General features: G+C 68.8%; 14 protein-coding genes, 1 tRNA gene and 1 pseudogene. 11 read left to right on the forward strand and 5 right to left on the reverse strand.

What is annotated here, in order from left to right; translation table 11 throughout:
* The 6 genes and pseudogenes from YWW_RS27900 to YWW_RS34720 form a co-directional block, all read left to right on the forward strand.
* Nucleotides 1-243: integrase core domain-containing protein (locus YWW_RS27900; protein ID WP_035703997.1), on the forward strand; the 243-nt coding region annotated here is incomplete at its 5' end.
* A 184-nt stretch (nucleotides 244-427) separates the two neighbouring features.
* A complete protein-coding gene (locus YWW_RS0102520; protein WP_155829853.1) occupies nucleotides 428-805 on the forward strand; it encodes a hypothetical protein in 378 nt (125 codons plus the stop codon).
* Between the two features lie 36 nt (nucleotides 806-841).
* Nucleotides 842-1,789: a DnaB-like helicase N-terminal domain-containing protein gene (locus YWW_RS0102525; protein ID WP_026928861.1), complete on the forward strand. Its 948-nt coding sequence runs from the start codon at nucleotides 842-844 to the stop codon at nucleotides 1,787-1,789.
* On the forward strand, nucleotides 1,786-2,064 hold the full coding sequence (locus YWW_RS0102530) for a hypothetical protein (RefSeq protein ID WP_026928862.1): 279 nt from the start codon (nucleotides 1,786-1,788) through the stop codon (nucleotides 2,062-2,064). The genes YWW_RS0102525 and YWW_RS0102530 overlap by 4 nt, the downstream gene beginning before the upstream one ends.
* Nucleotides 2,065-2,250: 186 nt before the next feature.
* Complete coding sequence (locus tag YWW_RS27905; RefSeq protein WP_051325295.1) at nucleotides 2,251-4,887, forward strand: AAA family ATPase; 2,637 nt, start codon at nucleotides 2,251-2,253, stop codon at nucleotides 4,885-4,887.
* Between the two features lie 51 nt (nucleotides 4,888-4,938).
* A pseudogene (locus YWW_RS34720) lies at nucleotides 4,939-5,300 on the forward strand (6-pyruvoyl trahydropterin synthase family protein); the annotation flags it as partial.
* A gap of 57 nt (nucleotides 5,301-5,357) precedes the next feature.
* Here YWW_RS34720 and YWW_RS0102540 read toward each other — a convergent pair.
* From YWW_RS0102540 to YWW_RS0102550, 3 genes are all read right to left on the reverse strand, one after another.
* Nucleotides 5,358-5,720: a 6-pyruvoyl trahydropterin synthase family protein gene (locus YWW_RS0102540; protein ID WP_026928863.1), complete on the reverse strand. Its 363-nt coding sequence runs from the start codon at nucleotides 5,718-5,720 to the stop codon at nucleotides 5,358-5,360.
* 270 nt (nucleotides 5,721-5,990) lie between these two features.
* A tRNA-Glu gene (locus YWW_RS0102545) sits at nucleotides 5,991-6,063 on the reverse strand.
* Between the two features lie 209 nt (nucleotides 6,064-6,272).
* On the reverse strand, nucleotides 6,273-6,893 hold the full coding sequence (locus YWW_RS0102550) for a hypothetical protein (RefSeq protein ID WP_026928864.1): 621 nt from the start codon (nucleotides 6,891-6,893) through the stop codon (nucleotides 6,273-6,275).
* 238 nt (nucleotides 6,894-7,131) lie between these two features.
* On the opposite strand from YWW_RS0102550, the gene eno reads away from it, so the two are divergent.
* The 4 genes from eno (at nucleotide 7,132) to YWW_RS0102570 (ending at nucleotide 10,478) form a co-directional block, all read left to right on the forward strand.
* Nucleotides 7,132-8,418, forward strand: a complete 1,287-nt coding sequence (gene eno, locus YWW_RS0102555; protein ID WP_026928865.1) for a phosphopyruvate hydratase — start codon at nucleotides 7,132-7,134, stop codon at nucleotides 8,416-8,418.
* A gap of 97 nt (nucleotides 8,419-8,515) precedes the next feature.
* Entirely contained in the window at nucleotides 8,516-9,034 is a 519-nt protein-coding gene (locus YWW_RS27910; RefSeq protein WP_051325296.1) for an FtsB family cell division protein, read from the forward strand.
* A complete protein-coding gene (locus YWW_RS0102565) occupies nucleotides 9,031-9,564 on the forward strand; it encodes a DUF501 domain-containing protein (protein ID WP_026928866.1) in 534 nt (177 codons plus the stop codon). Before YWW_RS27910 ends, YWW_RS0102565 begins: the two co-directional genes overlap by 4 nt.
* Nucleotides 9,561-10,478: a Ppx/GppA phosphatase family protein gene (locus tag YWW_RS0102570; protein ID WP_026928867.1), complete on the forward strand. Its 918-nt coding sequence runs from the start codon at nucleotides 9,561-9,563 to the stop codon at nucleotides 10,476-10,478. The genes YWW_RS0102565 and YWW_RS0102570 overlap by 4 nt, the downstream gene beginning before the upstream one ends.
* A gap of 41 nt (nucleotides 10,479-10,519) precedes the next feature.
* Here YWW_RS0102570 and YWW_RS0102575 read toward each other — a convergent pair whose 3' ends face one another.
* Nucleotides 10,520-11,170: a hypothetical protein gene (locus YWW_RS0102575; RefSeq protein ID WP_026928868.1), complete on the reverse strand. Its 651-nt coding sequence runs from the start codon at nucleotides 11,168-11,170 to the stop codon at nucleotides 10,520-10,522.
* Nucleotides 11,171-11,302: 132 nt separating this feature from the next.
* Here YWW_RS0102575 and YWW_RS0102580 point away from each other — a divergent pair, with 132 nt between their 5' ends.
* Complete coding sequence (locus tag YWW_RS0102580) at nucleotides 11,303-11,995, forward strand: TetR/AcrR family transcriptional regulator (RefSeq protein ID WP_026928869.1); 693 nt, start codon at nucleotides 11,303-11,305, stop codon at nucleotides 11,993-11,995.
* A gap of 21 nt (nucleotides 11,996-12,016) precedes the next feature.
* Here the strand turns inward: YWW_RS0102580 and YWW_RS27915 are convergent, their stop codons facing one another.
* The gene (locus tag YWW_RS27915; protein WP_081687144.1) at nucleotides 12,017-12,826 is read right to left on the reverse strand and encodes a PP2C family protein-serine/threonine phosphatase; all 810 of its coding nucleotides are present in this window, start codon (nucleotides 12,824-12,826) and stop codon (nucleotides 12,017-12,019) included.
* Between the last annotated feature and the right edge of the window lie 50 nt (nucleotides 12,827-12,876).

Consider the following 12,876-nt stretch of genomic DNA (forward strand, 5'->3'; position numbering starts at 1 on the left):
AAGGACTCCGGGCTGGTGCCGTCCATGGGCAGCGTCGGCGATTGCTACGACAACGCGATGATGGAGTCGTTCTGGTCGCGCATGCAGGTCGAACTGCTTGACCGCCACCGATGGCGCACCCGGGTCGAGCTGGCCAACGCCATCTTCGAGTACCTCGAGATCTGGCACAACCGCCAACGCCGTCACAGCCAACTGGGATGGTTGACTCCGATAGAGTTCGAGAACACAACCGTCGTGGCATGAAAATCCATCAACCGGACTCCACGAAACTCGGGACAGACCAAAGCCTCCACCAAACCCAGGGCGATACAGGGCACTGGCCCAGCACGCCCGCGCCTGGCACAACGAACTGCGCGCCTTCGCCACCCAGATCAAGTACTACGCCCCCAAATGCCTCACCGGCCACACACGCAGCGACCTTACCGAAGTGTGGGGCGATGACGATGTGGTTGCTAGGTGGCTCGATGCCGACCCGCTCGGCGGCATCGAAGCACCGAAACCCTCCCCGAATCAAGATGCCGACAGCACCAGCCCGGCAGCGGTACTCGGTGAACACGCGATGCGCTCCCGCCTCGCGAACGGCACCGCCGAAACCCACCCCGCCGGCCTGCTCGGCACCGTCACCTCATTCGGGCACTGGTGGATCTGCGACCTCGACACCGGCACCTGGCAACGCGTCAACGACGCCCGACTCGCCGAGCAGCTCGACCTCCTCACCGAGGGCTACGACGACCAGGACGAAACCACCGAGGCGGAAGATCTGTCATATGTACAGAACCGTGGCCGCGAACCTGACCCCGACTGATCCTTGAGCCCCAGACACCCGTAAAGGAGGAGAGCGATGTCGACCCTGATCACCGAAGCCGAGCGACGCTTCCTCGGCGCGATGCTCGCCGACCGCACCATCGACCCCGGCGACCACATCACCGCCGCCGACTTCAGCAACCCCGCCTACGGCGCGGTCTACTCGGCCATCGGCTCCACCCGAGCGAGCACCTACCTTGAAGGCCCCGAACTCTCAGCCCAGGTCGCCCGGCTCGTCGACGCCCCCGGCATCGACCAACCCACCCTCGAGATGATGCGCGCCGCAGCACCCGACAACCGCGACCACATCGCCGCCTACGGCCGCATGATCACCGAGGCCTCCTCCATGCGCCAACTCCGAGACCTCGCCCTGGACTCCCTCCACAGCGACCGCGAACTCACAACAGAGCACCAACGCGAGTTCCAAGTCATGGACCGGATCAGCCAGACGGGCCTGGAACTGCTCGACCGCCCCTACATCCTCGAGGCCGACAGCGAGCCGTCACCCGAGGCCGGCACCCGCATTCGGCATGAAGAGCAACTGGTGGCCGCGCTCCTGGCCAACCCCGAGCAGGTCCGAACCCTCGTCGAGATCGCCCCGCCCGAAACCCTTGACGACTTCCGCTGCCGCACCGCCTACGAATACATCGCTGCCACTGCCTGGGACCGCGACCCTGTCTCCGACCTCGACCTGCTCTACCAACTCGGCAAAGCCGAGAACCTACTGGTCAACTCCGGACAGGAGCGCCTCGCCTACCCCGAACCCGATGCGGCCTTCCTGCAACGGCTCCACCAGACCCCCACCAGCCCGCACACCGGGACCGAGGCCGCCAGAGCCATTGCCGCCGAGAACGCCCGCATCAAGCCTGAGCAGTGCGGCCCTTCGCCGTACACACCCGACCTCAGCCTCTCGCCAACGATCGACCTCGGATCCCAACCGCACCAGTCCGGTCCCCAGCCGGGCATCGAGGGAGGCGCGCGATGACCTACCCCCAGACCCCCGCCGCTCGCCGCGCCAATCCAAAGCCGCTCCCGCAGGTCATCACCGCCAAACGCATGCGCATCGCTTGGATGAGGGGCGAGGTCGTCCCGCTCTCGCCCCAGTTCGACCACTGCGTCCAATACCTTGGCCACTGGTGGGTCAACGACGACACCGAATGGATCAGAGTCACCGCCCCGACTGCGATAGCCCTCCTTGACAAGCAAAAGGCCAGCTCAGTCGCAATCTATCGCAATCTCAGAAGCAACTCCCCTGGCTAAGCATTTCGGCCTCCACCCCTCATGGTTCGTGCCCTGGGTACGCCTTTTCGGCTCACTTGCTTCGCTTTCCGAACTCTCTTGCGCGGCAGGGATCTGCATCCACCGGGCACCCCACTTCCAGGCCGTGTGCCCTATCGTGGATGGGGCTGCGATGCGGCACCGTCGGGCGCGAGCGGAGGAGACCCCGTGAACCAGTATTTCGTTGACCGGAACACCGAGACCGCTGCGCTGCGGCAGTTCGCCCGATCCGTCGCCACAGCGGTTCGGCCCCGTGGTGCGCTCATCGACGGCGATTCCGGCATCGGCAAGTCCGCGCTGCTCGCCGATCTCGTGGCTTCCCGCGCGGAGCTGCCAGTCGATCTCTACATCGTCCGGTGCCTGCCGAGGATCGGCCCGACCGCGGCCCTCGATGCGGTCGCGAATCTCTTCGCGCAAACCGAGGCGAAGGCACAGCGACGCATACGCCTACGCAAACGGGCGGCTGTCAGCGTCAGCGCTGGCGGACAGCTCTTGGCCCTCGTCGCCCAGTCGATTCCCCACGCCGGCCAACTCATCACCTCCGCCACCGGAGCGGTGCGAGCCACACTCGACTCCGGCTCGATGCCCTTCGACAGCCTCGCCCCGTTCGAGCGCGCTCTTGACTTGAAGGTCGCTGAAGTCCTCACCGAGCGACTTCGCCGTCGGCCCTCCGTCGTGATCGTCGACGACCTCCACTACTGCGACGAACGCAGTCTGTTCGTCTTCGACCAACTGCTGCGCCAAGACCGATGCCCGCGACTCGGCCTGATATTCGCACGCGACGACCGCCATCCAGCGGGGAAGGACTTCGCGAGACTGACTGACATCTGGCACCGGGACGGTCTCATCGAGCGACGTGAGCTCTTCGGTCTGCCGCCTGAGGCGGTCACCGACCTGGTCTCCTTCTGGTTTCCTGGTGCACCGCCGGACCTCGCCAGCGAACTCGCCCACCTCACCGACGGGCACCCGACCTTTCTCACAAGGACCCTCGAAAGCCTCGACCCGACCGCGCCCGTACTGCGACTGCCCGAGTCGTTGCGGGATCTGGTCGCGGAGCAACTTAATGCGCTCCCCGATGGTGGCGGCGACCTGCTCGTTCTCGCCGCGATCCAGGGGTTCTGGTTCGACTCGGCAACCGTCGCCGAACTGAGCGGGCTCGACCGGGCCGCAGTCCGCGACCAACTGCACGCACTCGCCGGGGCGAGCCGCCTGATCGAAGTCGCCGAGCCCCCGGATTGGGCGCGACGGGATCGTGCCGATCATTATCGGTTCCAGCACCAGGCATTGTGGGAAGTCATTCACGGTTCGCAGAGCGACGAGCGCCGCCGTGAGGGTCACGAGCGAGTCGCGCTGGCGGCGCTTGATCGCCTTGCGGATCGCGCGAGCCATGAGCAGCGGCTCGATATCGCAGCCCACCTGCGGCTCGCTGAGGACCATTGCTGGGGGCTCTCCAGCGAGTATCACCTGGCGCTCGCGCACGACGCTGCCGCGAAGGACCTGTCGCTGTCGAACGCGGAATGGCTGTGCGGCGAGGCTATCGACGCGGCCCAGCGCATGCCCGAAGACGAGCCCGGTCGTGACAGGTGCCTGATCCGATCGGCTCTGTTCTATCTGTCACTGACCGAGGTTCGCTGGAAGGGACTGGCTCAGCCCACCGGTCAGCGTGACACCGACTCTCTCGCCGCCGACGCCGAGGCTGCCGCGAGGCGCCTGGCCGATCCGGCGCTGCTGGTGCGTGCCACCATGATGCGTGGCAAGACCCTCATGGCGACTGCGGGCCTAGAATCCGGCCTGGAACGCCTGGAGAACGCGGTAAGGCAGGCCCAGCAACTGCCCGATCCGGTAGCGCTGTACATCGCCCGGATCGAGTACGGCCGTCAAGTCTCCAAACGCAACCTCGAGACCGGTGTCGCGGAATTGGAGGCGGCCGAGCGGATGCGCACCGAGGATGCACGCATCCGCGACGGCAGCGACCCCGTCTTGGTGCATGCCCGCAATCTTGGCGAGATCCAGTACGCGGTGAGCCTGTTCGACGCGGGCAGGCTCGGGGAAGCCCGTGAACGGCTCGAAGCCGCCGTCCACCGGCTCCGGGCCGAACAGGCGCTCGCGGAGCTGCCGATCGCGTTGAACTACCTCGCGCAGCTGCGGACCTGCCTGGGTGACCTGGAGGGCGCTGAGGCGGCGCTAGACGAGTCGCTCCGACTGGAAGAGGACCGCGGTGGTGAATCGGGCTGGCATGCCTACAACACCGCACTGCTGGGGGTGGTTCGTGCCTTGCGGGGAGCCCCGGCCGCGGAGGTGCTCGCCGACATGGAGGCGGCGTGGCGGGAGACCCGGCACACCTGGCTGCTCAACCTGGTCCCGATCGTGCGGAACCTCTACGCATATGAGCTGTTTCGGGCCGGGATGCTCGACTCGGCCGAGCACCACGCCGCGGACACGGTCAAGGAGACCGAGCAGTCCGGCATGGTCCGCTCCAAGATCGCCGCGCACATGCTGCTCGGCCGAATCCACCTGGCCGCGGACCGCCCGAAAGCGGCGTGCGTCGAAACCGACCACAGTCTGGCCCTCTTGAAGAAGCACGGGACGATGCCGGCACTGCGCAACGAGGAGGTCTACTACCACGCAGCCGTGGTATTCACAGCGACTGGCCGCCGTGAACAGGCGGGAGCGCTGCTGGAGCTTGCCCGTGGTGAACTCGGGAAAAAGGAACGGACCATTCCCGATGAGTCAGGCCGCGCGCGATTCCGTGACGCCCCGGGTCTGAACCGGTGGATCCGCGACGGTGAGGGCGTCGCCTCATGACCCGGCGTCATCGAGCGACACACGGCGGCTGAGTGCGAGACTGGACAGGCCATGCTGACCATCACGAAGGAATTCCACTTCTCGGCCTCCCATGTTCTGGAAGGGCTGCCGAGCTGGCATCCGTGCTCGCGGATGCACGGGCACAACTACGTGGTCGTCCTCGAACTGTCCGCGGCTCCTGAACGACTCGTCCCACCCGGCTTCGTGCGCGACTACCGCGACCTTGACAAGTTCAAGCAATGGGTCGACAAGACACTCGACCACCGGCATTTGAACGAATCGGCGGGGGGGGGGGGGTACCGTCAGCGGAGAATTTGGCGATGTGGATTTTCGACCAGTGGATCGGCGAGTTCCCCGAACTCGCGGCAGTGAAGGTCTGCGAGACCGCCAAGACCTCGGCTGAATACCGACCTTCCAACCGTCGCGCAGGCGCCTTACCGACGCTGCTGCAGGCCTGGTTCAACCTTGGTTCAGTCGGGCCGGTACTCTGCCGTCGTCTTCTGCGTTTCATGGACTCTTACCGCGGTGAGCTCCGGGAATTCCTCGATCCAGCGGTCGTAGATCCAGCGGGCGAGGACCTCGGAAGTCGGCTGCACCTCCATTACCTCATTGAGGTGCCGGTGGTCGAGGGTCTTGTCCATCCACTGCTTGAACTTATCGAGGTCGTTGTAGTCCCGCACGAAACCAGGCGGGACCAGTTTGTGATCAGGAGCGGACAGCTCGAGAACGACGACGTAGTTGTGCCCGTGCATCCGCGAGCACGGATGCCAGCTCGGCAGCCCTTCGAGCACGTGGGAAGCCGAGAAGTGGAACTCCTTGGTGATCGTCAGCACGGCAGCTCCAGTCTCATGCCGTTCGGGAGTGATGCGTAGATCATTCCAGAACATCACGGCTGACGGGGAACCATCAGGACGACCTCGAGAGTACGACGCCGAGTCATGCGATTGGTGATGAGACGAAGGCTGCTCCTGCCATGAACCATCAGCACATGGCGGGATCTGGCCGAAAATAGCGGAGGATCCTGCCCCCTGGGTGCCCCCACAGGGTCCTGATAGCATCGAAGCCCCGGCAGGGCCGAGGCTTCTGAGCTGTGTATCTATCTGTACTCCCGAGCGGATTCGAACCGCCGTTTCCGCCTTGAGAGGGCGGCGTCCTAGGCCCCTAGACGACGGGAGCTTGGCCTTGTCGTTCGCGCCCTGCGGCGCGGCAACGTCGACAAGCTTACCTGACCGTTTCGCGGTCCCTCCACTGGGATAGCGCTTGTGACGCGGCATACGCGCCGAGGCGGGCCGGGACGGCGCTGCCGCCCTTTCGGGCGAACCCCCGTAGCGCCGAGCCCGGCCCGCCGAGCGACTCTAACGCGTCCTCGGGCCGTGCGTCCCGAACTACTGCTCCTCGGCGAGCTCGTCGAGCCACGCGCCGTCCACGCCGTCGTGGTAGTTCACGAGCTTCACCGTGTACGCGACGTCCTCGACGTCGGCGGTGACGCTCGCGACCACCCCGACCGTCGTCACGCACACCTCGTAGGCGCCGACGGGCGAGTCCGCAGCGCCCTGCACCTTGACGCAGTCGGCCAGTTCCCCGGCCAGCGTCGTGTCGGAGAACTCGGCCATGGCCGAGGGGTCTTCCGAGGTCGCCATCAGCCAGGACGACACCTCCTCGCCCGTTGGCAGGACCGCGGCGAGCTTGCCGCTCAGCCACACCGAGAGCGCCTCCTCTTCTTCGCCGGCCCAGAACTCGGGCCGGTCCCCGACCACCACCGCGCCGGTCCCGGCCTCGGGGTCGACCGCGACGACCACCGACTCTCCGGTGCCCTCCACCAGGTACTCGGCGGTGTAGGCGTGTGTTTCGGCGCTCGCCAGGCGCTCGCTGAGCTCCATCAACGCCGCCTGGTCCTCCGCGACGGCCCCGGATTCCCCTCCTGGGTCGTTGGTGCAGCCCGCCAGCGCGAGCACGGCCGCCGCGCCGAGGGCAGCCCAGCGGCGTACGGAATTCGAAATGGGCATGGGGCTCCAATTCCCAGTGGTGCCGGCGTTCGGGGAGGCCAGTGGCGCACTGGCTTCGCGGGGCGCGCCTAGCACAGGTGTCGGATCTCAGGTTCGGCTCCACCTTATAGCGTGTCGTCGAACCCCCAAGGCGTACGCTAAGGAGCTGTGGCCGGCGCAGTGTCGGGTCGGTCGAAATCCTCACGACGCGGGCCCGTGTTCGGGCCGGACGTCAGATTCGGCTATTTCAGGAGTGACAGTGGCTGCAATTGAAGACATTCGGGCACGGGAGATCCTCGACTCCCGCGGCAACCCCACCGTCGAGGTGGAGATCCTCCTCGACGACGACACGCTCCAGCGGGCCGCCGTGCCCTCGGGCGCCTCGACCGGCGCCTTCGAGGCCCTCGAGCTGCGCGACAAGGACCCGAAGCGCTACCTCGGCAAAGGCGTGGAGAAGGCCGTCGACAACGTCAACGGACCGATCCGCGAGGCCCTGATCGACCTCGAGGCCTCCGAGCAGCGACTCGTCGACCAGGCCCTGCTCGACGCCGACGGCACCCCCGACAAGTCCGGTCTCGGCGCCAACGCGATCCTCGGCGTCTCCCTGGCCGTCGCCAAGGCCGCCGCCGACTCCTCCGAGCTGCCGCTCTACCGCTACGTCGGCGGCCCGAACGCGCACCTGCTGCCGGTGCCGATGATGAACATCCTCAACGGCGGCGCCCACGCCGACTCCAACGTCGACGTCCAGGAGTTCATGATCGCCCCCATCGGCGCGCCGACCTTCAAGGAGGCGCTGCGCTGGGGAGCCGAGACCTACCACGCCCTCAAGGCCGTGCTCAAGGACAAGGGCCTGAACACCGGCCTCGGCGACGAGGGCGGCTTCGCGCCGAACCTCGGCTCGAACCGCGAGGCGCTCGACCTCATCGCCGTCGCGATCGAGAAGGCCGGCTACAAGCCGGGCACCGACATCGCCTTCGCGATGGACGTCGCCGCCACCGAGTTCCACTCCGAGGGCGCCTACGTCTTCGAGGGCCAGAAGCGCAGCGGCGAGGAGATGAGCGCCTACTACGAGGAGCTGCTCGGCGCCTACCCGCTCGTGTCCATCGAGGACCCGCTGTCCGAGGACGACTGGTCCGGCTGGGCCACCCTGACCGCGAACGTCGGCGAGCGGGTCCAGATCGTCGGCGACGACCTGTTCGTCACCAACCCCGAGCGCCTGCGCCGCGGCATCGAGGAGAAGGCCGCCAACGCCCTGCTCGTCAAGGTCAACCAGATCGGCTCGCTCACCGAGACCACCGACGCCGTCGACATGGCGCACCGCGCCGGCTTCGCCTGCATGATGAGCCACCGCTCCGGTGAGACCGAGGACACCACCATCGCCGACCTGGCCGTCGCCATGGGCACCGGCCAGATCAAGACCGGCGCCCCCGCCCGCTCGGACCGCGTCGCCAAGTACAACCAGCTGCTGCGCATCGAGGAGAGCCTCGGCGACGCCGCCCGCTACGCGGGCGCGGCGGCATTCCCCAAATTCGCGCAGGGAAAGTGAACTCGGTCGCATCACTCGGCTGAACACCGCACTGCGCAGGCCCCCGCGCGATCGGCGCGGGGGCCTCATCCGTCGCGGCATCGACTAGGCTGAGCGGGTGAGCGCCAGCCGACGACCCAGCCACCCCGGAGGACGATCGACCGGGCCCGGTCGCACCCGCGCCGGTCGCAGGCCGGCCCCAGGCAGCAAGGCGCGCCCCAAGATCAAGCGGGTCCGCGTCCGCCCCGAGCGCAAGGTCTCCCGGCGCGCGGCCGTCATCGCCCTCGTGCTGTCCGCGCTCGCCCTCGCCTACGCCTACCCGCTGCGCACCTACGTCGAGCAGCGCATCGAGATCAACCGGCTCGAGGCCGAGCAGGAGGAGCAGCGCGATCACATCGCCGAGCTCGAAGCCGAGCGCCTCAAATGGGACGATCCCGAGTACGTCAAGGCCCAGATCCGCTCCAGCCTCCTGCTCGTCGAGCCGGGGGAGGACCTCGTCATCGTCCACGAGCCGGAGAAGCCCGAGGAGGGCGACGGCGAGGAGGCCGCCTCGGACGAGGAGCGGCCCTGGTACGACGAGCTGGTCGACAGCTTCGAAGACGCCGACCAGCTTGAGCAGGAGGAAGTAGAGGATTGAAGCCCGAAGCCTGGCCCCAAGAGCCGCAGCCGGTGACCGAGGCCGACGCCGAGGCCGTCTCCGCGCAGCTCGGACGCCCGATCCGCAGCGCGCACGCCGTCGCCTGGCGCTGCCCGTGCGGCCGCCCGGCCGTCGTCGAGACCGAGCCGCGGCTGAGTGACGGGACCCCCTTCCCGACCACGTACTACCTGACCTGCCCGAAGGCCGCCTCGGCGATCGGGCGGCTCGAGGGCGGCGGGGTCATGCGGGAGATGAACGAGCGCCTGGCCGAGGACGAGCGCCTCGCAGCGGCCCACCGGCGCTCCCACGAGGACTACCTGGCCAGGCGGGCGAGGCTCGGCGAGGTGCCCGAGATCGACGGCGTCTCGGCCGGTGGCATGCCCGACCGCGTCAAATGCCTGCACGCCCTCGTCGGGCACGCGCTGGCGGCCGGTCCGGGGGTCGACCCGTTCGGCGACGAGGCGATCGAACGGCTCCCCGAGTGGTGGCGAAACGGCGGTTGCGTACCGGAACGGGAGGCGGACGCGTGAGGCGCGTAGCGGGAATCGACTGCGGCACGAACTCGATCCGCCTGCTCATCGCCGACATCGACGGCGACGGCAGGCTTCACGACGTGGTCCGCCGCATGGAGGTCGTGCGCCTCGGCGAAGGCGTCGACGACACCGGGCGGCTCTCGGCGGCGGCGCTGGAGCGCACCCGGGCGGCGCTGGCCGACTACACCGCCCGGATCCGCGAGCACGGCGCCGAGGCGGTGCGCATGGTCGCGACCTCGGCGACGCGCGACGCCGCGAACGCCCACGAGTTCACGGCGATGGTCACCTCGGTGCTCGGAGCGGCCCCTGAGGTCATCTCCGGCGACGAGGAGGCCCGCCTCTCCTTCACCGGTGCGGCGGCCACGCTGCCCGAGCCCGCCGGCCAGCGCCTGCTGGTCGACATCGGCGGCGGCTCGACCGAGTTCGTGCGCGGCTCGGGCTCCGAAGTCCTGGCCGCGATATCGGTCGACGTCGGCTGCGTGCGCATGACCGAGCGCCACCTGCGTTCCGATCCGCCCGCGGTCTCGGAGGTCGACGCCGCCGCGGCGGACATCCGCGCGATCGTGGACGCCGCACTCGCGGCGGCCGACCCGGACCGCGTGGCCGGCGAGCTGGTGGCGGTGGCGGGGACGGCGACGACGGTCGCCGCGATCGCCCTGGACCTGCCCGCCTACGACGCCGACGCCATCGACGGCACCGAGCTGCGCTTCGAGCAGGTGGCGAAGGTCACCGAGCAGTTGATCGAGGCCGACCACGCCGCCCGGCTGGCCATCCCGGTGATGCACCCGGGCCGCGCGGACGTCATCGTCGGCGGCGCGCTGGTGCTGCGCACGATCATGGAGCGCGGCGGCGCGGACTCGGTGATCGTCAGTGAGCACGACATCCTCGACGGCATCGCGCTCTCGGCCTGAGCGGCAGGCGCCCGCCGGGGGGCACCGGCGGGCGCGACCTCTCAGGCGCCGCGGCGCCCGGCGGCCCGCCACAGCTCCACGGCGATCCACAGTGCGCTGACGGTGACGGCGGCGCCCCAGGCGATCCGAAGCGAGTGCGGCAAGAAGAACTGCGGCAGGTACAGCACCATCATGGCGGCCATCGGGACCGCGCTCCAGCGGTGCATCGTCCCCGAGCGCCACACCGCGATCGCGGCGAGGACCGCGGCCACCGCGATGAGGACCAGTCCGACGAGGAAGACCGTCAGCGCGGTCGGGTCCATGCGGAAGCTCTCGCCGACCGCCGTCACGGACGCGTCGCCCTCGGCCACGGCGTGCTCGCCGATCGCCTTGAGGCCGTAGACCTCGGCGCCGTAGTACGAGATGGTCAGGCCGGAGCCGACGGTGCCGATCGCGGCGGCGAGGAAGGCGCTCCGCTCGGCCTTGGCGCCGTCGAGGTGGCCTCGCAGGGCGCTCCAGGTCATGGGGATGAGAACGAGGCCGACGATCGCGGCGATGTGCGCGAAGGCCCAGCCGTTCGAGGCCCAGGACGCGGCGCCCTCGAGGGTGGTCTGGTCGGCGCGCGGGGCGACGGCCTCGTAGAGGACGAAGAGGACGCCGGCGAGGGCGATGCCGGCGGCGCCGAGTCGGGTGCGGGAAGGGCGACGGTTCACGGTTGCTCCTGTGCGGGCGGGCCCGCCGCGGCGGGCGCGAATTATGAGAGCGGTGCTCTCTGAATAGAACGATGATCGCATATAGCCGCGGCAAATGCAAGAGCGGTGCTCCGTTTTATGTACACTGATCTTATGAATGCTCCGAGAACCGCCCGCGAACGCGCCCGAGCCGAACTGACCAGGGAGATCCTGACCGCCGCGAGACGCCAGCTCGGCGAGGTCGGGCCCTCGCAGTTGTCGCTGCGGGCCGTCGCCCGCGAGCTCGAGATGGCCTCCTCGGCGATCTACCGCTACTTCAAGAGCCGGGACGAGCTGCTGACCGCGCTCATCCTGGAGGCCTACAACGACATCGGGGCCGCCGCCGAGCGCGCCGCCGAGCGCGCCGCCGAGCCCGGCGAGCGCTGGATCGCGATCTGGCGGGGCGTGCGAGCGTGGGCCCTCGCCAACCGCCACGAGTTCGCTCTGCTCTTCGGCACGCCGGTGCCCGGATACGCCGCCCCGCGGGAGACGGCGACGGCGGCGGGCCGGATGCCGCTGGCGCTCGCCGCCGTGGTCGCCGAGGCGAAGGCCGCCGGAGCGCTGGCGCCGCCGCCCGCACCGCCCTGCGAGCCCGCGCTCATCGACGCCGACATGACCGCGCTGCTCCCCGACGCGGCGTTCAGCGCCGACGAGATCGCGCGGATCGTCTTGGCGTGGAACCGATTGGTGGGCATCGTCTCGTACGAGCTGCACGGCCACCTGGTGGGAGTGACCGCCGACGACGCCGGCTTCTTCGACTACACCGCCCGCGTCTCGGGCGCCTTCACCGGGCTGCGCTTCGCCTAGCGCGAGCGGGGGAGGGGCGGCTCAGTTCCGCAGGGCCAGGCCCAGAGCGATCGCGGCCACCGCGAGGACCGCGACGAGTGAGGCGACGATCCACGGCCACCGCTTGAACTTCTTGTGCTCGGAGACGTCGCCGACGACCACGGTCACATTGTCGGGGCCGCCGCCTTCGAGCGCCAGGCGCACCAGTTCGTCCGCGGCCGCTTGCGGGTCGGTGAAGTCCCGCAGCGCCGCCTCGATGGCCTCGTCGTCGACCACGTCGCTCAGCCCGTCCGAGCACAGCATGTAGCGGTCGCCGATCGCGGCCGGGCGGGTCTCGAAGTGCGCCGGCGCGGGGTTCGCCTGGAGCACGCGGGTCACGACCGACTTGTACGGATGGTCTTGGGCCTCAGCGGGAGTGATCGCGCCTTCGTCGACCAGGTGCTGGACGTAGGAGTCGTCGACGGTCACCTGCACGAAGTCCTCGCCGCGCACCTGGTACGCCCGGGAGTCTCCGATATGGACGATGTCGACGGCGTCGTCGCCGAGCCACAGGGCGGTCAGCGTCGTCGCCATGCCCTCTGATTCGGGGTTCTCGGCCACCGCCGCGCGGATCCGCTCGCGCGCGGCGTCGACGACCTCGCCGAGCTCCGCCTCGGGCTCCACCGGCGACCGGCGGGCCAGCTTCGTCACCTCGGTGATGGTCACCCCGCTGGCCACCTCCCCGGCGGCGGCCCCGCCCACGCCGTCGGCGACCGCGAGCAGGCGCCGCGACGCGAGGTGGGAGTCCTCGTTGAGGTCGCGGACTTTGCCCACGTCGGTGGCGGCGCCGTAGCGCCAACGTAGTTCGGTCACAGGCGATCACCACTGCATTCGCACCGGGTTTCGGCGTTCTGTATGAAGCA

This window comes from Glycomyces tenuis DSM 44171 (assembly GCF_000427885.1).
GTDB classification, from domain to species: Bacteria; Actinomycetota; Actinomycetes; order Mycobacteriales; family Micromonosporaceae; genus Glycomyces; species Glycomyces tenuis.

Excerpts from the sequence above, each read along its gene's own strand:
- YWW_RS0102525 (WP_026928861.1), top strand. The coding sequence starts at position 842 with ATGTCGACCCTGATCACCGAAGCCGAGCGACGCTTCCTCGGCGCGATG.
- YWW_RS0102530 (WP_026928862.1), top strand. The coding sequence starts at position 1,786 with ATGACCTACCCCCAGACCCCCGCCGCTCGCCGCGCCAATCCAAAGCCG.
- YWW_RS0102550 (WP_026928864.1), bottom strand. The coding sequence starts at position 6,893 with ATGCCCATTTCGAATTCCGTACGCCGCTGGGCTGCCCTCGGCGCGGCG.
- YWW_RS0102580 (WP_026928869.1), top strand. The coding sequence starts at position 11,303 with ATGAATGCTCCGAGAACCGCCCGCGAACGCGCCCGAGCCGAACTGACC.